Origin of the sequence: Pseudomonas sp. StFLB209 (assembly GCF_000829415.1) — a bacterium.
Taxonomy (GTDB): Bacteria; Pseudomonadota; Gammaproteobacteria; order Pseudomonadales; family Pseudomonadaceae; genus Aquipseudomonas.
In genome coordinates, this window is sequence record NZ_AP014637.1 from 5,931,304 (window position 1) to 5,955,543 (window position 24,240).

General features: G+C 60.6%; 11 protein-coding genes. 2 read left to right on the plus strand and 9 right to left on the minus strand.

All coding sequences use genetic code 11. The features are described from left to right. Window positions 1–178 precede the first annotated feature (178 nt). The 8 genes from PSCI_RS26385 to PSCI_RS26425 form a co-directional block, all read right to left on the minus strand. A complete protein-coding gene (locus PSCI_RS26385) occupies window positions 179–1,402 on the minus strand; it encodes an RNA-guided endonuclease InsQ/TnpB family protein (RefSeq protein WP_045492777.1) in 1,224 nt (407 codons plus the stop codon). Between the two features lie 506 nt (window positions 1,403–1,908). Then, window positions 1,909–2,685 (minus strand): ABC transporter permease, encoded by a 777-nt coding sequence (locus PSCI_RS26390; RefSeq protein ID WP_045492780.1) that lies wholly within the window; start codon window positions 2,683–2,685, stop codon window positions 1,909–1,911. A gap of 140 nt (window positions 2,686–2,825) precedes the next feature. Continuing rightward, complete coding sequence (locus PSCI_RS28330; RefSeq protein ID WP_144403347.1) at window positions 2,826–4,727, minus strand: DUF4214 domain-containing protein; 1,902 nt, start codon at window positions 4,725–4,727, stop codon at window positions 2,826–2,828. 283 nt (window positions 4,728–5,010) lie between these two features. Then, window positions 5,011–8,367, minus strand: coding sequence for a glycosyltransferase (locus PSCI_RS26405; protein WP_045492783.1), 3,357 nt, complete (start codon window positions 8,365–8,367; stop codon window positions 5,011–5,013). A 370-nt stretch (window positions 8,368–8,737) separates the two neighbouring features. Then, window positions 8,738–9,784 carry a GDP-mannose 4,6-dehydratase gene (gene gmd, locus PSCI_RS26410; RefSeq protein WP_045492786.1) on the minus strand — a complete coding sequence of 349 codons (1,047 nt, stop codon included), beginning with the start codon at window positions 9,782–9,784 and terminating at the stop codon, window positions 8,738–8,740. Beyond that, entirely contained in the window at window positions 9,781–11,193 is a 1,413-nt protein-coding gene (locus PSCI_RS26415; RefSeq protein WP_045492788.1) for a TolC family outer membrane protein, read from the minus strand. Before PSCI_RS26415 ends, gmd begins: the two co-directional genes overlap by 4 nt. Then, window positions 11,190–12,512, minus strand: coding sequence for an HlyD family type I secretion periplasmic adaptor subunit (locus tag PSCI_RS26420; RefSeq protein ID WP_173426704.1), 1,323 nt, complete (start codon window positions 12,510–12,512; stop codon window positions 11,190–11,192). Before PSCI_RS26420 ends, PSCI_RS26415 begins: the two co-directional genes overlap by 4 nt. 13 nt (window positions 12,513–12,525) lie before the next feature. Beyond that, window positions 12,526–14,259, minus strand: a complete 1,734-nt coding sequence (locus PSCI_RS26425; RefSeq protein WP_045492791.1) for a type I secretion system permease/ATPase — start codon at window positions 14,257–14,259, stop codon at window positions 12,526–12,528. A gap of 281 nt (window positions 14,260–14,540) precedes the next feature. Between PSCI_RS26425 and PSCI_RS26430 the strand changes: the two genes are divergently transcribed. Next, window positions 14,541–15,650, plus strand: a complete 1,110-nt coding sequence (locus tag PSCI_RS26430) for a glycosyltransferase family 4 protein (RefSeq protein WP_045492794.1) — start codon at window positions 14,541–14,543, stop codon at window positions 15,648–15,650. Between the two features lie 132 nt (window positions 15,651–15,782). On the opposite strand, the gene PSCI_RS26435 is transcribed toward PSCI_RS26430, so the two are convergent. Beyond that, a complete protein-coding gene (locus tag PSCI_RS26435) occupies window positions 15,783–16,385 on the minus strand; it encodes a class I SAM-dependent methyltransferase (RefSeq protein WP_045495035.1) in 603 nt (200 codons plus the stop codon). Between the two features lie 431 nt (window positions 16,386–16,816). Here PSCI_RS26435 and PSCI_RS29650 point away from each other — a divergent pair, with 431 nt between their 5' ends. After that, window positions 16,817–24,190, plus strand: coding sequence for a beta strand repeat-containing protein (locus tag PSCI_RS29650; protein WP_197540963.1), 7,374 nt, complete (start codon window positions 16,817–16,819; stop codon window positions 24,188–24,190). Window positions 24,191–24,240 lie beyond the last annotated feature (50 nt).

Genomic DNA, 24,240 nt, shown 5'->3' on the forward strand with positions numbered 1-24,240 from the left:
GCGAATGGGCTTGCAGGATTCGCTCGTAGGAGCGGCTTTAGCCGCGAAGGCTTCCCGGCTAAAGCTGCTCGCCGCCCGGCCGGTCCTACGAGGTAATGCCGATCAGTTAAGGCGCATTTTTTCCTGCTTTAAAGGTTGACATCCTCCCCGGCCTGAAGGCCGGAGATTCCTACGGCGCTCAGGCGCGGCATCGAGCCGCCCCCGAGTCGCTTCGGTGGGTTCCTGCTGCTGGCGCCATGACCTCTGCGCTCACTTCACAGGCTAACCGGGCGTGTCCCGCCCTTAGTACATTGATCGCCCCGACCACATCGGCGTTGCCTTCAAAACCACATCCCACGCACCTGAACAGCGCTTGCGTCTGGCGGTTGGCCGCCGACACATGGCCGCAACACGGGCACGTGCGGCTGGTATTCTGCGGCGGCACGGCAATCAGCCAGCCGCCGCGCCACGCCAGCTTGTAGTCCAGTTGGCGGCGGAACTCGAACCAGCCCTGATCGAGGATGGCCCTGTTCAGGCCAGATTTGGCACGGACGTTTCTTCCCGGTGCCTCTGCCGTGCCTGCCGCCGACCTGGACATATTGCGTACCTGCAAGTCCTCGATACACACCATCGCGTGGTTTTGGCTGATCGTGGTGGAGCACTTGTGCAGGTAGTCGCGGCGGGCATTGCCGATTCGGGAATGAATGCGCTGGACGCAGGCTTTCGCCTTCTTCCAGTTGCGGCTGAATTTGATCTTGCGGCTCATCGCCTGCTGCGCTTTGCACAGCGCGGTTTCATGGCGTTTGAAGCTGTTCAATGGTGCGTAGAACGAGCCATCCGAAAGCGTGGCGAACCGGGCAATGCCCATGTCGATGCCAACTGCCGCCCCCTGTGCCGTGGGCTGCTCATCGATCTCGCGTTCGGTCTGGATGCTCACGAACCACTTGCCACACGACTGGCTCACGGTGATGTTCTTCACAGTACCCAGCACCTCGCGGCTGTTGCGGTAGCGCAGCCAGCCCAGCTTGGGCAAGAACAGGCGGCTGTTGGTCTGGTCGAGCTTGATCTGTTTCGGGTCGGGATAGCGCAAGCTGTTGTTCTGCCCCTTCTTCTTGAACCGGGGAAAGTCGGCTCGCTTGGCGAAAAAGTTGGCGTAGGCCCGCTCCAGATCCTTGAGGCTCTGTTGCAATGGGTGAACAGGCGCATCGGCCAGCCATGCGGTTTGCGGGCTATTGCGCCACTCGGTCAGCAACTTGCACAGGCCCGCATAGCCGAGCTTGTTCTCGCCTTGCTCGTGGCGTTCCTTCTGCAACGCCAGCGCCTTGTTGAAGACGAAGCGACAGGAGCCGGCAAAGCGGCGCATTTGCCGCTCCTGCCGGCCGTCTGGCATGAGTTCGTACTTGAAGGCTTGAAATCGTTGCATGCTGCTCTTGAGCCATGAGCAATGAAGACGACATTAGGCGCGGACGGCACGGTGTTTTCAAGCTGTATGCCCATGGGGTCTTTGTAACGAAATACCGCCGTAGAAGGGCATCTGTGTCGCCATGTTACTTCGCATCATCCTGTGGCGGTGCGTACATCGAACAGCAGCAGACACCCCACGGCAACCAGGGACGGCTACGCCGTCCGCGCTATCCTTCCCCGCCCTGAACGGCGGGGCTTGTCGCGCCCCGATGGTCAGGGCAGCCTGCTTTGGCCCCTTCACGAGCAAGCTCGTTCCCACCGTATTCCAGATCAGAATTGGAGTGGGAACGACCTTGGTCGTGAAGAGGCCGGTAAGGGCACTGCATGTGCTGTGGATGTACCGCCATCTTCACAAGCAAGACGGATCGCCGCCCGCTCGTTCCCACCGTATTCCAGGTCAGAATCGGGGTAGGAGGTTCCAAGTGGGCTGTACAGCCTTGCCCACTTGGCAGCCTCCTGCGGGGGTTAAAGGAAGTCGCGGATGTCGCGCTCCAGCTTGCGGCCGACGAAGATCGAGATGGCCAGCAGGGCCAGGGAGAAGCCCACCAGGATGCCAATCGACAGCAGGTGCGGGTTCTGGCCGCCGATCAGGGCTGCGCGGTAGGCCAGGACCAGGTGGTAGAACGGGTTAAGCGCCACCAGTTGCTGGATGGTGCCGGGCAGGATGTTGGCCACGTACACGATGGGCGTCAGCCAGAACCACAACTGGGTGACCACACCGATGACCTGGGTGATGTCGCGGATAAACACCGACAGGATCGCGCAGGTAATGCCCAGAGCGTAGGCCAGCAGTTGCTGGCAGAGGAAGATCGGGACCCACCACAGCAGGTGCCAGGAGAAGTCAAAGCCGATGGCGACCAGGAAGATCATGAAAAAGCCGGTCGCGATCAGGTAATGCACGGTTTCGCTGAGCACCACGTACATCGGCAGCGACCACAGTGACAGGCGCACTTTGCCGATCAGGTGAGCCTTTTCGTGGAACACACTGGTGATGCGGGTCAGGGTGGCGGCAAAACAGTTCCAGGCCAGCAGGCCGCTGACCAGGTAGACGCTGTAGCCCCATTGGCCCAGGTCCTGGCCCAGGCCACCGAGGCGCATGCCCATGATGTTGGAGAACACCAGGGTGAAAATCAGGATGTTGATCAGCGGCAGGATGAAGGTCCAGGCCGCGCCCAGCACCGAGGCCGAGTGCCGGTCGATCAGGTCCTGGCGGGTGAAATTGAGGATCAGGTTCCAGTTCATCAAAGGGTCCAAAACAGCAGAAACAGCGGGCAGGCAAGCATACGCAGTGTGCTGGCATAAAAAAACCCGCCTTTTGAGGGGCGGGTTTTCTTGGCTACCATCCGCCAGATTTTAGTCTGACAGAACTTAAGCTATATCACTTATGCGTGAGCAGTGATTACGCCGTTGGCGAAGCTCAGCTGATCAACAGAGGTGATACCGGTCAGAGTGATAATCGAAACCTGGTCGCTAGCGCTTGCATCCAGGTTGCTGGTGCCGTTAGCAACAGTGGCTTGGAAAGTAGAGCTACCCAGATCTGCTGCTTCGATTACAGCTTTGATATTGCTGCCGTCTTTGAAGAAGAAAACTTCTTTAACGCCGTTCTGGCCACCAGTGATGGTGCCGGTAGCGGCGTCGAACTTAGCGGTGGTGTTCAGAGTGTAACCGTCGCCAATGTACAGAGAGTCTTTAGCAGTTTCAAAGGTCAGAGCGCCGTCAGCAGTAGTAACTTTACCACCGGTAAAGTAGAAAACGTCTGCTTTATCAGCGGTACCGCCGGCAACAAAGGTATCAGGAGCAGCTTTGGTGTTCAAAGCAACCAGACTGGTACCAGCCAGTTTGTCAGCAGCAGCGGTCTGAGCAGTAGTCAGAGCGGTGTGAGCAGTATCGATTGCCTTGTACGATGCTTCAATGGCGTCCAGAGCTTTCGAAGCTTCAACTTGCAGCTTGACACTAGCGTCGGCTGCATAAGCTGCTTTCCAATCAGAAGCAGCAGTGCTTCCGTTCTGGTTAGCCAGAGCGGTATCAGCTTTATTGAAAGCGTCAGTAGCTTTAACGAAAGTCAGTTCCTGAGCTGCCAGCGAGCCGAAGCTTGTGAAAGCAGTTACGCCTGCAAAATCAGCAGTAACTTTGTTGATCAGAGTAGTGGAAGTACCCAGGGTGGTCAGCACGGTGTACAGCGAATCAACATCAGCTGCAACGTCAGCTGGCGACGCTTTGGTAACACCAGCATCGCTCAGAGCAGTGTCCCATACAGTTGCATTAGCTGGGTTGTTAGCATAAGCAACCAAAGTAGCTTTAGCCTGAGTTACGTCGGCAGCATTAGGCTCTTTGGCAGCAGCCAAGGCTTTAGCAGCAGTATCGTAAGCACCAGTTTTTTCAACCGACTTATCATCAGACAGACGCAGAGTATCAGCAGCGGCAGTCAGAGCAGCGGCTTTAACAGTAGCTTCACCGGTCAGGGTCAGAGTCGACTTGCCATCGAGGCCGACAACATTACCAGCCGAAGCTTGAGCACGAGCGTCTGCCAAGTCTGCTTTCAGCTCAGTGTTCACATCGCTGTAAGTAGAGTTAGCGGTAGAGGTAACGGTCTGATCTTTGATGACTGCGCTTGTAGTCGACAGAGTAGCCAGTTGCTTCTCGATAGCCAGCAGGTCAGCAGCCTTAGTGGTCTCGTAGGCAGAGACAGCAGCGTCAGCAGCAACGGAAGCTTTCAGCAAGCCAACGCTAGCAGGAACAGCGATACCGCTCAGCGAACCATCGCTCAGTTTAGCAACTGCGTCGGTAACCGACTGAGTAGTGTCGTTCACGCCGGAGATAATTGCTTTGGCATCAGCAGCAGCGTAGTTAGCGCCAGCAGTCGAAGTGTAAACTTCGGAAACCAGAACCTTGTTGGTTACGACTTGAGCGTCGGTAGCCGAAGCGCCGTTTACGAAAGCAACCAGCAGTTGGTCCAGAGCAACGGTAGCGCCGCCGCCAGTGGTCCAGTAGGTCAGACCGCCCGCATCAGGAGCGCGGCCGAACAGGTTGTTGTAGATCTTGGTAACGGTGTCAACGCGGCTCAGACCGGCGTAGGCAGCGGCGTACTCAGGCTGCTCGTTTACGAAGTTAGTGCGGATCTGATCCAGAGTGATCTGAGCAGGTTCAGCGTTCAACTGGCCCAACCAGTAGTCCAGGCCACCTTTGTCGGCAGCGCGGCCCAGGTAAGCAACGTACAGTTGTTGAACTTGTGCAGAAGTAGTAGCCATTACGTTTTCATCTCCAATATGAGTCGATATCGACACTCAGGCTTCCCTACGTGGGAAAAGAACCCGTCGGCTCTCGCCTGTTGCCACGTCCCACAGGGCCGTGGCCCCCATTATGGGAAGTCGGAAAATTCCGACAGCCTTGCAGGTCATTTTTTGAGCTTTTTTTCAAAGCTATCAAGGAAATATCCTACAAGGCACGCCGATCATACCTGTCAAATTAGCGGCGGAACAATAGCTGACACCCAACTTTTTGATCTATGTCGATAGGAAAATTTCTGTGGACACGTAGGAAATTTCACTTTCTTCCGTAGGCCAAAGTTCAAATATTTTTTTCAGCCAAGGCAATGAGAATGTTTCGCAAGCGAACTGAAACGCTTGTCCACCCGTAATTACGCAGCCACTCCCCTTGCAGCGCTTTCGGTCCGCTTGCCAATTCTTTGGCGATTCCATCGGCCATGGACTGGCTGTCGGTACCCGGCAGAAAGGTCACCGCATCGGCGACGTCTTCGAAGATGCCCAACGGCGTGCAAAAAACCGGACGACCGGTACTCAAACCCCAGCGAACCGCCGCGCTGCTTGACTCTTGGGTGTGCTGATAGGGGAAGACAATGGCATCAGCCATGCCTAACCACGACAAGGATTGCTCGTCGCTGAGGTAGTCGGTAATCAGCGTGACGCGACCTTTGAGGTCGTTTTGCGTAATGCGCTCGCGGCAGGTTTGTGCCAGTTGCGCAGAGACCGGATCGGGGTACTCGGCGTTGACCAGCAGCAGGTGCAATTTGGCATTGCCCTTGGCCAGCAAGGCGAAGGCTTCGATCAACTCCGGCATGCCTTTGTGCGGCAGCAAAAAGCCGTAGCTGGCGATGATGGTCTTGCCTTGCAGGCCAGCGGCGAGTTGGGCAGGACCCGGCTCGGGCAGCGTGGTTTCGATCACGCCATGGGGGAACATCAGCAGATTGTGGCCCAGGCCCATGTCCTTGAGGCGGTTCATGTCGCCGACGCTGTGCACCAGCAGGCGCGCGCAACCGTGCAGCGACTCGCGCATGTGGCTCAGGGATTTGAGCTTGTCGGTGTGCATCACGTCGGCGGTGGAGTGGAACACCACCAGGGTCTGGATACCACGCGCGTGGGACCAGTCGAGCAGGCTGGCGAAGGCCTGGATGTCGAAGAACGAGAAGTTGAACTGCAGCAGCAGGGTGTCGACCCCGGAACGCTCGATGGCCGCCTTGAGGCGTGCCAGGTCGTCGTAGTGGCCGCTGGTCCAGCAGCGCTCGATGTTGGGGGTGTCGCCAGCGTTGAGGTCGGCGTTGTCGCTGGCGAACACATGCACTTGCTCACCGAACGCCGGTTCCAGCAGTTTCTGGCTGTAGGTGGCAATGCCGCAGGCGCTGTTCCAGGTGGTCACGCTGCCCAGCTTCGGAGCTTTTTTGAGCAGCGGCTGGTGGCGGGCCTGTTCGATGGCGGCCAGGCTGGCACGGGCTACGGCAGCCCAGGTGAAACGGGTGTTGACCAGGGCTTCGGCGGCCTGGACGCGGGCGGCGGTGAAGCTGGCCAGTTGGCCTTGGCTCCAGGCCTGATGAAACTCACCCAGCAGGCTGGCCAGGTGCTCGGCACTCGGCTCGAACCACACCGAGGCAGCGGCCTTGAGGTGGGTACGGGCGCGCTCGTAGCGGTAGTCGATCAGCCACGCGGTGTCCGGGGTGCAGAAGTCGCGCTGGCCACCGTTGCCGGTGGTGATTACCGGCAGGCGGTGCAGCATGGCTTCGGCCAGCGGCAGGCCGAAGCCTTCGCCGCGTGACGGTGCGATCAGCACGTCGGCCTGGTTGTACAGCGCGCGCAAGGCGCCGTCAGGCAGGTCCTGGACGATCAGTTCAACCGCCGGCGCGCTGGCCAGGCTCGCGGCCCAGTCGGCCACTTGCTGCTCGATGTTGTGGTGCGGGTTGGGGAAGGTCTTGATGATCAGCACCACCGGCTGTTCGGCCGTGAAGGCCTGGCCGTAGGCTTTGAGCAGGACATCGACGCCCTTGCGTGGGAAGCACGATGACACGTGCAGCAGCTTGAGGCGCTCGGCGCTGACCTTGGGCATGGCCGGCAGGCTGCTGGCGTCGACCGGGACGCGCAGGATGTGATCGGCACCCAGCCCCACGGTGGCCAGCGGGGCGGTGACGCCGTTGTCACGCAGGGTGGTGGTGACCCATTCGGACATGCTGGTGATCAGGTGGGTCTGGTGGTTGAAGTCGTGGCAGTAGTCCTGCGGCAGGCAGGACTCTTCCCAGCCGTAGCAGGACATGACGTTGATGTCGCCCTGCATGTCGGTGACCCGCGGCGGGTACATCAGGCGCAGCACGTTGCGCGCCGGCTGTTCGGCGCGGGCGTGCAGGCTGGCGCAGTCGGGGTTGTCGAGCAGGAACTGTGGGTCAACCGCGATCGGCCCCGGCCCTTCGGTGGCACGCAGGGCGGTGCTGCTGCCCTGCTCTTGCAGCGCCCGGGCCAGTTCACGGTTGACCAGCGCCAGGCTGTAGGTGCTGTCGAACGGGCCTTCGATGCGGCACTCGACGCTTGGCTGGGGCGGCATAGTGGCGAACCGATGGGCCGGCAGGATGATTTCAAAGCCGGCCAGGTAGGCGCTCAGGCGGTCGTAAAGGGCCTGATAGTCGAACTCGTGCAGGCGCTCGGCGGCATGTTGGGTGAGGTTGCGGCGCAGCGCCGGGTTTTCGATGAGTTGGGCAATGGTGGCTGCCACGACTTCAGGGCGGTCGGTGTCGAGCAACAGCCCGGCACTGCCCAAGGTGTTGACCACGTTGCTGTCCGGGGCGTCGTAGGCCAGTACCGGCAAGCCGTGGGCCATGGCTTCGATCAATGGCATGCCGAAGCCTTCGTGATGGCTCAGGGACACAAACAGGTCGCTGCGGCTGTACAGCGAGTCGAGGGTCTCGTCATCGACCTTGCCGGTCAGGGTGACGTAGGCGCCGATGCCCAGTTCTTCGATGCGTTGTTCGATGCGCTCTTTGTACGCCGGCACCGTTGCACCGCCGACCAGGTACAGCTGCAGCGGCACCTGGGAGCGACGCAGCAACAGGGCGAAGGCTTCGACCAACCCCAACTGGTTCTTGTGCGGCATGATCCTCCCGACGAACAACAGGGTGAACGGCCGTGGCGTGTCGCAGCGTTGCACGCTATGAGGTTCGATGCGTTGCAGGTCGACCAGCAGCGGGATTTCTGCGGTGGTGGCCTGGTTGTAGCCGCGCTTGAGCAGTTCCTGCAGGTTCTGCCGGGAGTCGGCAATGCTGCCGGTCAGCCAGTTTTGCCAGGCGTCCACTTGCTGCCAGCCGTGGGCCAGCATTGGCTGGATCGGGTGCTCGGCGGGGAACAGCGCGCCAGGGGTGATGTTGTGGAACACCATGAATTTGGCTTCGGGCAGTTCACGCAGCCAGGACTCGACGGGGTTGCCAATGCCATGGTGGATCAACAGTGCATTGGCACTGCCGGGGATGTAGTCGTCCATGCACAGGATGTCGCCGGCCACTTCCGGTTTTGGCTCGATGCAGTAGATCTCGGATTTGATACCGGCCTGGCGCAGCAGCTTGCGGGTCAGCAGCATCCCGTTACTGATGCCATCCCCTAGACTGACGCTGATCGAAAACTGGTGGATGGTGACCTGTGCTTCGTTATGCATGAACGGACCTGGTGACAAGAAAAGAAAAAGATGACAGCGCAACACGCTATTTTGTAGGAGCCAGCCAACGGGCGAAAGGGCTAATCCTGGCGCCGTATTTGTGATGCCTGGCAAAGAGCATTCACGACCAAGGTCGTTCCCACCTCAATCCTGATCTGAAATACGGTGGGAACGAGCGGGCGGCGATCCGTCTTGGTCGTGAAGACGGTGGCACATGCAAAGCAGGTTTAGGGCCCTTACCGGCCTCTTCTCCCATCTCAATCCTGACTTGAAATGTGGTGGGAACGACCTTGGTCGTGAAGAGGCCAGGTACAAAAAAGCCGCGTATGAACGCGGCTTTTAGCTAGCTAGATATATAGATATCTAGCTATCAGAACGATTTACCGCTCTTCACACGCTCAAGGTCAGCCTTGACCATCAGGTCGCACAGCTGCTCCAGGGTGGTTTTCGGCTCCCAGCCCAGCACGCGCTTGGCTTTTTCCGGGTCACCGATCAGCAGTTCGACTTCAGCAGGACGGTAGAACTTCGGGTTGACCTGGATAACGGTCTTGCCGGTCTTGGTGTCGATGCCGTGTTCGTTGTCGGCAGTGCCTTTCCAGTCAAGCTGGATGTCGACCGCCTTGAACGCCATGGAGACGAAATCACGCACGGTTTCGGTACGGTTGGTGGCCAGCACGAAAGTGTCCGGCTGGTCAGCCTGCAGCATGCGCCACATGCCTTCGACGTACTCTTTGGCGAAGCCCCAGTCACGCTTGGCGTCCATGTTGCCCAGCTCCAGAACCTCTTGCTGGCCCAGCGAGATGCGCGCCACGGCGTCGGTGATCTTGCGGGTCACGAACTCTTTGCCGCGCAGTGGCGACTCGTGGTTGAACAGGATGCCGCTCGAACCGAAGATGTCGTAGGACTCGCGGTAGTTGATGGTCATCCAGTGCGCGTACAGCTTGGCCACGCCGTAAGGGCTGCGCGGGTAGAAGTCAGTGGCTTCGGTCTGCGGGATCTGCTGGACCTTGCCGAACATCTCGGAGGTCGATGCCTGGTAGAAGCGGATCTTCGGGTTGACGATGCGGATGGCTTCGAGCAGGTTGACCGCGCCCAGGCCGGTGATTTCGGCGGTGGTGATCGGCTGGTCGAAAGACACACCCACAAAGCTCTGCGCCGCCAGGTTGTAAACCTCGCTCGGCTCGGCCTTTTGCAACAGACGAATGCTGGCCGACAGGTCGGTCAGGTCGTGCTCGACCAGTTCCAGATTCGGGTTGTTCAGCGCACCGACCTCTTCCAGACGCCAGAAGTTGACCGAGCTGGTCCGGCGGTAGGTGCCGTAGACCTTGTAGCCCTTGTCGAGCAGCAGTTCGGTCAGGTAAGCGCCGTCCTGGCCTGTGATGCCGGTAACGATGGCGGATTTACGAGGTGCATTCATTGTTTGGTTTTCCGATCTGGGGCTGGCTCAGTCTTGCGGTTATTGCTCAGCCATACGTTCACACTTTCCACGCTTTCGACAGAGAGTTTGCCGGCCCAGCGATTGAGGATGAACAAATTGGTTATGAAGTCGTATTGCGTCTTGAGCAAGTCACGACGCGCCTTGAATTCGTTCTGGGTTGCGGTCAGCACATCAACCGCATTGACGACGCCATATTTGAAGGCTTCCTGGGACGCAATGCTCGATTGTTCGGCTGACGACACCGCATTGCGGTTGGCGCGTATTTTTTCGACGCTGGAGTCTGCCGTCAAGTAAGCGTTGGTCGTTTCCTTGACAACCTGACGTCGGGTAAATTCCAGCTGCTGCTCGGCGGCCACCTGATCCTGATAAAGACCGCGCACGCGCGCTGATGTCGAACCACCACTATATATAGGCACCGACAAGGCTACACCGGCCACATAACTGTCGGTCTTGGGCGCCAGGGCGTTGTTATAGCCTTCGTTGGTGTTCTGGGCACTGAGGTTCAGGCTCAGGCTCGGGTAGTGATCGCCTTTGCCGCCACGCACGCCAGCCTGGGCCGCTTCGACGGCACTGAGATTGGACTTGATCGCCGGGTTTTCGGTCTGGGCCAGTTGCACCCAGCTCTCCAGGGTTTGCTCCGATACTTTCAGCTGAACGTCATCACGGACGCGGCTGAGCTTTTCAGTCACCGGGCGGCCAACGATTTCCGACAGCGCGGCGCGGGTCACACGCACCTGGTTACGGGCATCGACTTCCTGGGCGGCCAGCAGGTCGACCCGGGCTTGCAGTTCAAGTACGTCGGTTTTCTTGGCGTACTGACGCTCGTACAGGGCGCTGACCTGGTCGAGGTTCTTTTGCGTCGCGCGACGCTCGGCCTGGGTCAGTTCCAGCTCATCGTCGGCCGCCAGGGCCGCAAAGTAGCGCTGGGCCAGGTCGACGGTGGCTTCGGCCTGGGCTTCATCGGACTCGGACAACGACTGCTTGGCCAGGCTCTTGTAGCGCTGCCAGTTTTCCCAGGCCTTTTTGTTGTAGAGCACCTGGCTCAGGCCAATGCTGTAGTTCTCGCTGTTGTAGACCTGGTCGACCTGTTCGTTGACCTGCTTGATGCGGTTGGCCCCGGCGTTGGCCGATATCTGCGGCAAGAGGCTGCCGAAGGCTTCGCGTTCGTGTTCCTTGCCGGCCTGGGCGCGGGCATAGGCCGACAGAATGCGTGGGTCTTCAAGGCGCGACTCTTTGTACAGCGTCATCAGGTCAGCGGAATACTCTTTGGCGCTGACGCTGGTAGGCGGCGGCTTGGGGGTCGAGGGTACAGCGGTCTTGGGCTCGTCCGCATGAGCCTGGAGCACCAGTAGACCCGACAATACACAGGGGATCAGGCGCACAATCATTCCTCGATCATCGATTCAGCAATGGCGTTGCGCGCCGGCTGGAGCAGGTACTGAAGCATGGTGCGCTCGCCGGTGTTGATCAGTACTTCAGCCGGCATACCGGCCAGCAGCTTGCGATCAGCCAGTTTTTGCAGGCCCTCTTCAGTGACCTTGGCACGCACCAGGTAGTAAGGCTGGCCGGTACGCTCGTTGGTCAGGCGGTCTGCCGACACGCTGCTCACTTCACCCGGAATGACCGGGGTGGTGGCGCTGTTGAAGGCCGAGAAGCGAATGTCGGCGTGCTTGCCGATCGCCACCCGGTTGATGTCCTGCGGCGCCACTTCGGCTTCGACAATCAGCTCGGATACAGACGGCACCACATCCAGCAACGGAGTCGCCTGACGCACGACGCCGCCGACGGTGTGCACGGTCATGCCGATCACCATACCGTCATCCGGCGCACGAATCACAATGCGGCTCAGGCGGTCCTCGATGGCTGCGGTGCGCTCTTGCAGCTCATAGCCCTTGGCCTGGACTTCGGTCAGCTCTTTGGCCACTTCAGAGTTGAAGTCTTTATTGACCTGCAGGATCTGCAGTTCGGTTTCGTTGATCTGCAAACGCGTGCGAGTAATGTTGGAGCGGTGCTCGGCGATTTCCGAACGCAGTGAGTCGAGTTTGCGCTGCTGGTCGAGCAGGCGTTGTTTGTCGACGAAGCCTTTGGACAGCAGTTCGCTCAGTTCACCAATTTCACCGCCGTAGGACTTCTCCAGGCTGCTCTTGGTGCTGATCATCGACTCCGTGCCTTTGATCTGCGCATTAAGCTGACCAATACGCTCCTGCAGCACCGATACCTGACCCAGACGAGCACCGCGACGGGTATTGAACACCTGGGTTTCACTGGCACGGGCTTCGATGGCACGGGTGCTGTTGGGGTCGAGCATGCTGCTGAAGTCGATGCTGTCTTTGCCGTCACGCTCGGCCACCAGCCGCGCTTCCATGGCCTTGGCGCTGATCAACTGGTTGCGCGCCACTTCGAATTCGGCGCGCAATTGACCATCGTCAAGCACGATCAGCGGGTCGCCCCGCTTCACCATGTCGCCGTCACGGGCAAGGATTTCCTTGACGATGCCGCCTTCCAGATGCTGCACGGTCTTGCGATAGGTCTGTACGGTAACGACGCCTGGAGCATGCACGGCGCCGTCCAGAGGGGCCACCGCGGCCCAGGTGCCAAAGATGCCGAATACGACGATCAGGATGCCGAAACCTACCCGGCGGATGCTGTGATCCGAGGTCGGGAGGTCAGCGAAGTTGTCGGTCTTGCCTGCGAGAATAAGGGTCATCAATATCGTCCTGTCAGGCGCCGGCCGGAGCCGTACCTGCGCCAACCTGAGGCTGCTGGGCAGCCTGGTGTTGCTTGTTGAGCTCTTCCATCACTTGATCACGCGGACCGTACATCGTAATGGCACCATTCTGCATGACCAGCAGGCGGTCCAGCTGGGACAGGATGCTGGTGCGGTGGGTGATGACGAACACGGTCGAGCCGGCTTGCTTGAGCTGCGCAATGGCATGTGCCAGGGCACGCTCGCCGACCTCGTCGAGGTTGGAGTTCGGCTCGTCGAGCAGAATCACTTTCGGCATGCCGTACAGGGCACGGGCCAGACCGACACGCTGACGCTGACCGCCGGACAGGTTGACGCCGTCGCCGCCAATGACCGTGTCATAGCCCTCAGGCAGGAGCAGGATCATTTCGTGAACGCCGGCAATCTGCGCGGCCTGCACGACTTTCTGAGGATCGACTTCAGCGAAGCGGGCAATGTTCTCGCTGATGCTGCCTTCAAACAGCTCAATGTCCTGAGGCAAATAGCCGATGTGTGGACCGAGCAGTTCTTTGTCCCACTGGTGCAGGTCCGCACCGTCCAGACGCACAGAGCCATGCTGTGGCGCCCAGACGCCCATCAGGGCACGGGCCAGGGTCGATTTGCCTGAAGCGCTTGGGCCGATGATGCCGACTACGGCACCGGCCGGAACCCCGAAGCCAACACCTTTGAGAATGGGTGTCTTGGAGCCTGGCGCGCCGATGATCAGGTTTTCGACCTGAATGTTGCCCTTCGGAGCAGGCAGCGGCATGCGCTGCGGTTCGGCCTGGAGCTTGTCGAGGATGTCATTGAGGCGGTTGTATTGGGTACGCGCACCAATGAAGCCTTTCCAACTGCCAATGATCATGTCGATCGGCGCCAGGGCACGGCCTAGCAGTACGGAACCGGCGATCACGAGTGCGGCGTTGATCTCGTGGTTGATTGCCAGATAAGCACCCAGGCCGAGAATCAGCGACTGCACCCAGCTGCGGAATGTCTTGGACATCGAGCTGACCACACCGCCTTTGTCGCTGGCATTGGACTGCAGCAAAAGCACTTTGCGCTGACGCTGGCTCCAGCGGGCAATCAGGGTATCGAGCATGCCCATCGATTCGATGACTTCGGCGTTGCGCAAGTTCTTGGTGGTATTGAGGGTTGCAGCGATGTTTTCCTTGTTGGCTTCAGCGAGCGCTTTGCCGGTCACCTTTTCGTTGGCATAGGCCAGGATCAGCAACACGATGGCACTGGCAATCGCCACCCAGCCATACCAGGGGTGGAACATGAACATCACGGCGATGTAGATCGGCAGCCAGGGCGCGTCGAAAAACGCAAATACCCCGTTACCCGTCATGAACTGTCGCAGACTGGTAAGGTCATTCATGGGCTGCGCAGAAGCATCCATACCCCCGCTTTCCAGGGCGCGCTTGAAGCTTGCCTTGTAGACGTGACGGCTGAGCAGAACATCGAGCTTGGTGCTGACCCTGACCATGATCCGCGAACGAACCCACTCCAGAGCGCCGGTGGTGATTACCAGAATGGACATGATGATGGTCAACATGGCCAGGGTGGTGAGGTTGTTGCTGGTCAGGACACGTCCGTAGACCTGCAGCATATAAAAGGTGGGGACCAACATCAGGGCATTGACAAACAGACTGAAGATACCGACTGATATGAAAGCGCCTTTACAGGCTTTTAGCGCAGCCTGCAAGCTGTTTTCATGAATTTTCTGCATAGCGTCCTGACTGCCCGGGGGTATGGAAAAGCGCAAAAGTGTATCACCCGGCTATCATGCAACAAATGAAAAATACGCCGCTGTAAAGTCCCCCAAGGAAATTTCCCACGCGGGAAATTTCCTTTTTTCAGGTTGGCTTGTCCCGTTTTCAAAGGGTAAAGTTCGACTTCGATTTGTTTTCTTACTGCTTGCCAGCGTCTGTGTTTCAGACGAACAACATGCCCATTTCCGGCAAGCCTTGCCTGGCTCATGACTTCTCAAGCAGTACCTACAGGTACTTCATGCGCGTTCTTCATTTCTTCAAAACCTACTACCCAGACACCACCGGCGGTATCGAGCAGGTGATGTTCCAGCTGTGCCAGGGCAGCCGCGCCTTTGGCGTGGAAGGCCAGGTGCTGACCCTGAGCCCCGAGCCCTCACCGGCACGTATTCAGGTGGCGGATCATGAGGTGGTGCGCGTTAAAGAGAACTTCAACCTGGCCTCTACCGGATTCTCCCTGCCGGTGTTTCGCCGGTTCAAGGAAATGGCCGCCGAAGCCGATCTGGTGCACTTTCATTTTCCGTGGCCGATGATGGACCTGGTGCACTTCGCAACTCGCCACGGGCGCCCAAGCGTATTGAGTTATCACTCCGACATTATCAAGCAGCGGACTCTGCTGAAGTTGTATGCGCCGCTCATGAATCAGATGCTCAAGAGCATGGACCGGATTCTGGTGGCCTCCCCCAACTACCAGCGCAGCAGCGAAACCTTGCAAGCTTTTGCAGACAAAACTGTAGTAGTGCCTTATGGGCTGGACGAGTCGGCCTACCCGCAGGTCTCGCCAGAGCGTCAGGCGCACTGGCAGCAGCAAGTACCGGAGAAGTTCTTTCTGTTTGTCGGAGTTTTGCGCTACTACAAAGGCCTGACCACGCTGCTCGATGCCCTGGAAGGTGCGGACTACCCGGTGCTGATTCTCGGCGGCGGGCCGCAGGAGCAGGAACTCAAGGCCCATGCCGAGCGCCTGAACTTGCGCAATGTGCGTTTTCTCGGGCGCCTGGATGACATCGACAAAGCCTGCCTGCTGCAGCGATGCCATGCCTTGGTATTTCCTTCGCATCTGCGCTCAGAAGCATTCGGCATTTCATTGCTTGAGGCGTCCATGTACGGCAAGCCAATGATCTCTTGCGAGATCGGCACCGGGACGACCTTTGTGAATATGCATGAAGAAACCGGCCTGGCCATCCCGCCCGAAAACCCGCAAGCCTTGCGCGAAGCCATGCGTCGGCTGTGGGATGACCGGCAGTTGGCCGAGCGTTTTGGCCAGCAGGCCCGGGCGCGCTTCGAACAGGTGTTCACTGCCGAGCAGATGTGTGCCACGACCGTGCAGGTTTACCGGGAAGTGCTGAGCTGAGTCGGCAAGAGCATCTACTGTGACTGTGAGGCCGCTTGAGCAAGACGGATCGCCGCCCGCTCGTTCCACCGTATTTCAGATCAAAATCGGGGTGGGAAGCGGCCATTTGATGGCTATATAGCTAGCTAGCAATCAGGCCGGAAAGTGCTCGTTGGCCAAGGCCACTACTTGCTCTTCCGTGATCGGTGCCAGAGCCGCAATGGCCCACAGATCATAAGCCGGGTGCGTACGCTGAATCGGCAGGACCATATCGAAACCGGCAGCCTGCAGGGAGCCAGTCAATACCTTTTTGGTGAAGCCGCAACGGTGCGCCATGAAGGTATTGCCGTTGGCCATGGCCGGACGATGACCGTAGAGAATATCGATCGGGGCGATGGGGCCGGCAGGCGACACATAAGCCGCATCGGTCAGTTTGTCTTCAGCCACCAGCGCACAGACTGATTGCAGATCCGGGCAGGTAATGACCACAAATCCGCCAGGCTTGAGCACTCGCTTGAATTCAGCCAATGCCACCGGGACCTCATGGGGATAGAGGTGCTCGATGTTGTGGCTGGAAAACAGCGCATCCACCGAGGCGTCCTTGACCTGGGACATGTCGGTCATGGTCCCCACGATATCCGGATTGACGCTTTGGTCGATATCGAAGCGCAGTTCCTGCCATTGCTCAGAAGCAAAGCCCTTGGTGGTACCGCTCTTGTTCTTCGGACCGCAACCTACATGAAGGAAGGTTTTCACAATCAATTACTCGATCAAGGCCCTTGCTGGCTAGCCAGAGGGTGATGGGGAAGTACTCCGCCGGTCAGCGGGGTTGCCACGCACACTAGGTCAAGAGCCCAAGAGGGTCAAGGTCAGCCAGGGCACGCTGGCTGACAAGAAAAAGCGCACTTAGAAAACGGATCCAATATTCATGCCATTTACCACAAAAAAATTAATGTCAATAGGTTTTCATTCAGTTAATTTTTTATAACCAAAAAGCTATAAAAGGCAAAATGCCACCAGAAATCGGTCTTAATGTTTCAAGAATCCCAGTCGCTAACGATGACACGTGGGTAACCATTACCCCCTTTTTCCGACCCCGGCGGCAACGCTGACATTGTGGTAATCACCTTAGATAGGACATGCACATGGGCTTTATTTCCTCTTTGACTACCGCACAAGTTGCTGCCTTGAGCACCACGACCATTGCCGGTCTGGCGGCAGGAGACATTGCAGACTTCAGCACCGCTCAGATCGCTGCGCTGACCACCGCGCAGATTCCGGCCTTCAGCAAGGCCAACATCGCGCTGTTCAGCACCGCTCAGGTGCCAGGGTTTACCACCGCGCAAGTCGCGGCATTGACTACCGCGCAGGTGCCCAGCCTGACGACCGCACAGATCGTTGCACTGAGCACCGCTCAGGTCGCGGCGTTTGAAACTGTTGATTTTGCTGCGCTGCCAGTGGCCAGCGTTGGTGCCCTGACCACTGCTCAAGTGGCCAACCTGACCACCGCTCAAGTCGTGGCGCTGACCACCGCGCAAGCAGCTGCCTTGAAACCGGCTCAAGCGGCTGCGCTGACGACTGCACAAATCGTCGCCCTGCAGAACGCTGACCTGGCTGCACTGACCACCGCCTCTGTGGCCGGTCTGACCACCGCACAGGTTGCAGCCCTGACCACCGCACAAATTCCTGGCCTGACCGTTGCACAGATCGCCGCGCTGCCAACCGCTGATGTCGCGGCACTGACCACCGCCCAGGTCGTCGCCCTGAGCACCGCTCAAGTGGCGGCGCTGACCACGGCACAAGTTTCCAACCTGACCACCGCTCAGGTCGCCGCACTCGAAACTGTCGACGTCGCCGCGCTGACCAGCGCCCAGATCGTGGCACTGTCCACGGATCAAGTGGCTGCACTGACCACCGCTCAAGTCGCCGCCCTCAAGCCGACTCAAGTCGCCGCCCTGCAAACCGTTGACCTGGCCGCTCTGACCACCGCCCAGGTCGTGGCACTGGGCACCGCTCAGGTCGCAGCACTGACCACCGCTCAAGTGGCCAACCTGACCACTGCCCAAGTGGCTGCGCTGGAGACCGTTGACTTCGCTGCGTTGTCAGCTACCAACGTCGGCGCACTGACGACCGCCCAAGTGGCCGCCTTGACCACCGCTCAGGTCGTGGCGCTGACCACCGCTCAGGCTGCTGCGCTGAAGCCAGCCCAGGTTGCTGCCCTGACCACCGCTCAGGTCGCCGCCCTACAAAACGCCGATCTGGCGGCACTGACCACCGCAGCCATCGCTGGTCTGACCACCGCACAGGCCGCTGCACTGACCACCGCACAGATCCCAGGCCTGACCGTTGCCCAGATCGCTGCACTGCCGACTGCTGACGTCGCAGCCCTGACCACCGCCCAGGTCGTCGCCCTGAGCACCGCTCAAGTGGCGGCGCTGACCACGGCACAAGTTTCCAACCTGACCACCGCTCAGGTCGCCGCACTCGAAACTGTCGACGTGGGTGCTCTGACCACGGCTCAGGTTGTCGCGCTGTCCACCGCTCAGGTCGCGGCCCTGACCACCGCTCAAGTCGCCGCACTCAAGCCGGCGCAAGTCGCCGCCCTGCAAACCGTCGATGTGGCCGCCCTGACTACCGATCAAGTGGCTGCACTGGGTACTGCCCAAGTGGCTGCACTGACCACCGCTCAAGTGGCCAACCTGACCACCGCTCAAGTCGCCGCGCTGGAAACCGTTGACTTCGCAGCCCTGTCAGTTGCCAACATCGGCGCACTGACTACCGCCCAAGTGGCCGCGCTGACCACGGCTCAAGTCGTCGCACTGAGCACTGCTCAAGCCGCGGCACTGAAGCCAGCCCAGGTCGCGGCCCTGACGACCGCTCAGGTCGCTGCACTGCAAAACGCCGACCTTGCTGCCCTGACCACGGCGGCTGTCGCCGGTCTGACCACTGCCCAAGTGGCCGCGCTGACCACCGCTCAGGTGCCAGGCCTGACCGTTGCCCAGATCGCCGCGCTGCCAACCGCTGACGTCGCAGCCCTGACCACCGCCCAGGTTGTCGCCTTGAGCACCGCTCAAGTCGCCGCATTGACCACCGCTCAAGTCGCTAACCTGACCACGGCTCAAGTCGCCGCACTGGAAACCGTTGATGTCGGTGCACTGACCAGCGCCCAGCTGGTGGCGCTGACCACGGCTCAAGTGGCAGCTCTGACGACCGCTCAAGTCGCCGCTCTCAAACCGACGCAGATCAGCGCCCTGGAAAACGCCGATGTCGCCGCGCTGACCACCGCTCAAGTAGTCGCACTGGGCACCGCTCAAGTCGCTGCGCTGAAAACCGCTCAGGTCGCGGCACTGACCACTGCACAAGTCGCTGCACTGGAAACGGCTGATATTGCCGCTCTGCCAGCGGCCAGCGTCGCTGCGCTGACCACTGCACAGGTCGCTGCACTGACCACCGGCCAGGTTGTCGCGCTGACTACTGCTCAAGTGGCTGCACTGACCACCACACAGGTTTCCAACCTGACCACCGCTCAGGTGGCCGCGCTGGAAACTGTCGACGTCGGTGCCCTGACCACCGCTCAGGTTGTCGCGCTGTCCACCGCTCAGGTCGCTGCACTGACCACCGCTCAGGTCGCCGCCCTTAAGCCGGCCCAGATCAGCGCCCTGCAAACTGTTGACTTGGCCGCCCTGACCACCGCTCAGGTGGTGGCACTGGGCACCGCTCAAGTGGCCGCACTGACCACCGCTCAAGTGGCTGCACTGACCACCGCGCAGGTCGCCGCACTGGAAACCGTTGACTTCGCAGCGTTGCCAGCCGCCAGTATCGGTGCTCTGACCACTGCTCAGGTCGCCGCCCTGACTACCGACCAGGTCGTTGCCTTGACCACCGCTCAGGCGGCTGCACTGAAACCGGCCCAGGTTGCTGCACTGACCACCGCTCAGGTCGCGGCACTGCAGAACGCCGACCTCGCAGCGCTGACCACTGCAGCTGTCGCCGGTCTGACCACTGCTCAAGTAGCGGCGCTGACCACCGCTCAAGTGCCAGGCCTGACCGCTGCCCAGATCGCCGCGCTGCCAACCGCAGACGTGGCCGCATTGACCACCGCCCAGGTTGTCGCTTTGAGCACCGCTCAAGTGGCCGCATTGACCACGGCTCAAGTCGCTAACCTGACCACGGCTCAAGTGGCCGCACTGGAAACCGTTGATGTCGGTGCACTGACCAGCGCCCAGCTGGTGGCGCTGACCACGGCTCAAGTGGCTGCTCTGACGACGGCTCAAGTCGCCGCTCTCAAACCGACGCAGATCAGCGCCCTGGAAAACGCCGATGTCGCTGCCCTGACCACCGCTCAGGTCGTGGCCTTGGGCACCGCACAAGTGGCGGCGCTGAAAACGTCTCAGGTTGCTGCACTGACCACCGCTCAAGTCGCTGCACTGGAAACGGCTGATATTGCTGCTCTGCCTGCGGCCAGCGTTGCCGCGCTGACCACTGCCCAGGTTGCTGCACTGACCACCGGCCAGGTTGTCGCGCTGACGACCGCTCAAGTGGCTGCACTGACCACCACGCAGGTTTCCAACCTGACCACCGCTCAGGTGGCCGCGCTGGAAACCGCTGATGTCGGTGCACTGACCACCGCTCAGGTTGTCGCGCTGTCCACCGCCCAGGTCGCTGCACTGACTACCGCTCAAGTCGCGGCTCTCAAGCCAACTCAGGTGGCTGCGCTGCAAACCGTTGACCTGGCCGCCCTGACCACCGCCCAAGTGGTTGCACTGGGTACCGCTCAAGTGGCCGCGCTGACCACGGCTCAAGTGGCTGCACTGACCACTGCCCAGGTTGCCGCGCTGGAAACGGTCGATGTTGCTGCCCTGCCAGCCGCCAGCGTCGGTGCCCTGACCACTGCACAGGTCGCCGCACTGACTACCGGCCAGGTCGTTGCCTTGACCACCGCTCAGGCGGCTGCGCTGAAGCCGGCCCAGGTTGCTGCCCTGACCACCGCTCAGGTCGCCGCACTGCAAAACGCTGATCTCGCAGCCCTGACCACGGCGGCTGTCGCCGGTCTGACTACAGCCCAAGTAGCTGCTCTGACCACCGCTCAGGTGCCAGGCCTGACCGCTGCCCAGATCGCCGCGCTGCCAACCGCAGACGTCGCAGCCCTGACCACCGCCCAGGTCGTGGCCCTGAGCACCGCTCAAGTCGCCGCATTGACCACCGCTCAAGTGGCCAACCTGACCACGGCTCAAGTGGCCGCGCTGGAAACTGTCGACGTGGGTGCACTGACCACCGCTCAGGTTGTCGCGCTGGGCACCGCTCAGGTTGCAGCACTGACCACCGCTCAAGTCGCGGCCCTCAAGCCGGCCCAGATCACCGCCTTGCAAACCGTTGACCTGGCCGCGCTGACCACCGATCAAGTCGCAGCGCTGGGTACTGCCCAAGTCGCGGCTCTGACCACCGCTCAAGTGGCTGCACTGACGACTGCCCAGGTCGCTGCACTGGAAACGGCTGATCTGGCGGCTCTGTCGGCAGCCAATGTCGGTGCATTGACCACCGCTCAGGTCGCCGCACTGACTACCGGCCAGGTCGTCGCTCTGACCACCGCTCAGGCGGCTGCACTGAAACCGGCCCAGGTCGCAGCCCTGACCACCGCTCAGGTCGCCGCCCTGCAAAACGCCGACCTTGCTGCCCTGACTACGGCGGCTGTGGCCGGTCTGACCACTGCGCAAGTGGCGGCGCTGACCACCGCTCAGGTGCCAGGCCTGACCGCTGCCCAGATCGCTGCCCTGCCAACCGCAGACGTGGCCGCATTGACCACCGCCCAGGTTGTCGCCTTGAGCACCGCTCAAGTGGCCGCATTGACCACCGCTCAAGTGGCCAATCTGACCACTGCTCAAGTCGCCGCACTGGAGACCGTCGACGTTGGTGCACTGACCAACGCCCAGCTGGTGGCGCTGACCACGGCTCAAGTGGCCAACCTGACCACCGCTCAAGTCGCCGCACTCAAACCAACGCAGATCAGCGCCCTGGAAAACGCCGATGTCGCGGCCCTGACCACCGCTCAGGTCGTGGCCTTGGGCACCGCACAAGTGGCGGCGCTGAAAACATCTCAGGTTGCTGCACTGACCACCGCTCAAGTCGCTGCACTGGAAACGGCTGATATTGCTGCTCTGCCTGCGGCCAGCGTTGCCGCGCTGACCACTGCCCAGGTTGCTGCACTGACCACCGGCCAGGTTGTCGCGCTGACGACCGCTCAAGTGGCTGCACTGACCACCACGCAGGTTTCCAACCTGACCACCGCTCAGGTGGCCGCGCTGGAAACCGCTGATGTCGGCGCACTGACCACCGCCCAGGTCGTCGCCCTGAGCACGGCTCAGGTTGCTGCACTGACCACCGCTCAAGTCGCGGCTCTCAAGCCAACTCAAGTCGCCGCTCTGCAAACCGTTGACCTGGCCGCTCTGACCACCGCTCAGGTGGTGGCACTGGGTACCGCTCAGGTCGCAGCACTGACCACCGCTCAAGTGGCTGCACTGACCACTGCGCAGATCGCCGCACTGGAAACCGTTGACTTCGCAGCGTTGCCAGCCGCCAGCGTCGGTGCCCTGACCACCGCTCAGGTCGCCGCCCTGACTACCGACCAGGTCGTTGCCTTGACCACCGCTCAGGCGGCTGCACTGAAACCGGCCCAGGTTGCTGCACTGACCACCGCTCAGGTCGCCGCACTGCAAAACGCCGACCTCGCAGCGCTGACCACGGCGGCTGTGGCCGGTCTGACCACCGCACAAGCGGCGGCGCTGACCACCGCTCAGGTGCCAGGCCTGACCGCTGCCCAGATCGCGGCACTGCCAACCGCAGACGTGGCCGCCCTGACCACCGCCCAGGTTGTCGCCTTGAGCACCGCTCAAGTCGCCGCCCTGACCACGGCTCAAGTCGCTAACCTGACCACCGCTCAAGTGGCGGCACTGGAAACTGTCGATGTCGGTGCACTGACCAGCGCCCAGCTGGTGGCGCTGACCACGGCTCAAGTGGCTGCCCTGACGACTGCTCAAGTCGCCGCTCTCAAGCCGACTCAGATCAGCGCCCTGGAAAACGCCGATGTGGCTGCCCTGACCACCGCTCAAGTGGTTGCGCTGGGCACCGCGCAAGTGGCCGCGCTGAAGACCGCTCAGGTCGCTGCGTTGACCACCGCTCAGGTGGTTGCACTGGAAACCGCTGACCTCGCTGCTCTGCCTGCGGCCAGCGTTGCCGCGCTGACCACTGCCCAGGCGGCCGCACTGACCACTGGCCAAATCGTCGCACTGAGTACTGCTCAAGTCGCGGCACTGACCACCACTCAAGTGGCCAACCTGACCACCACACAGGTGGCGGCACTGGAAACTGCGGACGTTGCAGCCCTCACCACGGCTCAGATCGTCGCGCTGACCACCGCTCACGTGGCCGCTCTGACCACCGCACAGGTTGTGGCTCTCACCGCGACTCAGTTCAGCGCCATGCAGACGGCTGATATTGCAGCGCTGACCACCGCTCAGATCGCCGCGATTCAGACGACCGACACGGCCGCACTGACCACGGCCCAAGTGGCTGCTCTGACCACCACGCAGATCACGGCACTGACCACCGCTCAGTTGTCGAATCTGAGCATGACCCAGGTCAACGCATTCACCACCGCACAGATTCAAGCGATGAATGCCGCCCAGGTCGATGCCATGGCGCTGTCGACTCCGCTGGTTCTGGACCTCAACGGTGACGGCGTGCAGACCTCGCATCTGCTCAACGGCACTCGCTTTGACCTGAACGCCGACGGCCATAAAGAAAATACCGGCTGGACTGCTGGTGGCGATGGCCTGCTGGTTCTGGACGTCAATGGCGACGGCCAGGTCAACAATGGTTCCGAGCTGTTCGGTTCGTCCTTCCGCCTGCCTGACGGCTCGCTGGCCAAGGACGGTTTCCAGGCTCTGCAAAGCCTGGACAGCAACGGTGATGGCGTGATCAATGCCGGTGACCAACTGTTCAGCGCCCTGCAAGTCTGGGTCGACAGCAACAACGATGGGGTCAGCGACGCCGGCGAGCTGCACAGCCTGAAAGATCTGGGTATCACTCAGTTCAATCTGGATGCGGCCAAGACCACCGAGTTGAACCACGGCAACCTGATCGGCCTGCAAGCCAGCTTCGAGACCAGCGATGGTCAGAGCCACACCATTGCCGACGTCTGGTTCCATACCCAGGCCGGCGGTAACCAGTCTCTGGACCTGACGCAACTCAATGCTGCCGTGGTTGGCAAACTGGGCGCGATCGATCTGGCGAGTGACAATGGTGAGGCCACCAGCCTGACCGTCGACGCCAAGGCCGTCGCGCAACTGGGCCAGGCCGGCCAGGTGGATCTGGGCAACGGTGCAGCTGCGCCGGTGCAGATGATCATCAACGGCGACCAGAACGACAGCGTGCACATCCAGGGCGCCACTGGCGAGTGGCAAGCAGCCGGTACCGCCACCATCGATGGCACCAGCTACAACGTGTACAACGAGGGTGACGTGCAACTGCTGGTCGCCACTGACGTTCACACTTGGATTAACTGATATTCAGTGTTAAACCTTTGATAGACCTTGATACCGGACTCGCAAGAGTC

What these genes read in the sequence shown, in the direction of transcription:
- PSCI_RS26385 (WP_045492777.1), bottom strand. Translation starts at nt 1,402, where the DNA reads ATGCAACGATTTCAAGCCTTCAAGTACGAACTCATGCCAGACGGCCGG.
- PSCI_RS26390 (WP_045492780.1), bottom strand. Translation starts at nt 2,685, where the DNA reads ATGAACTGGAACCTGATCCTCAATTTCACCCGCCAGGACCTGATCGAC.
- PSCI_RS26405 (WP_045492783.1), bottom strand. Translation starts at nt 8,367, where the DNA reads ATGCATAACGAAGCACAGGTCACCATCCACCAGTTTTCGATCAGCGTC.
- gmd (WP_045492786.1), bottom strand. Translation starts at nt 9,784, where the DNA reads ATGAATGCACCTCGTAAATCCGCCATCGTTACCGGCATCACAGGCCAG.
- PSCI_RS26415 (WP_045492788.1), bottom strand. Translation starts at nt 11,193, where the DNA reads ATGATTGTGCGCCTGATCCCCTGTGTATTGTCGGGTCTACTGGTGCTC.
- PSCI_RS26420 (WP_173426704.1), bottom strand. Translation starts at nt 12,512, where the DNA reads ATGACCCTTATTCTCGCAGGCAAGACCGACAACTTCGCTGACCTCCCG.
- PSCI_RS26425 (WP_045492791.1), bottom strand. Translation starts at nt 14,259, where the DNA reads ATGCAGAAAATTCATGAAAACAGCTTGCAGGCTGCGCTAAAAGCCTGT.
- PSCI_RS26430 (WP_045492794.1), top strand. Translation starts at nt 14,541, where the DNA reads ATGCGCGTTCTTCATTTCTTCAAAACCTACTACCCAGACACCACCGGC.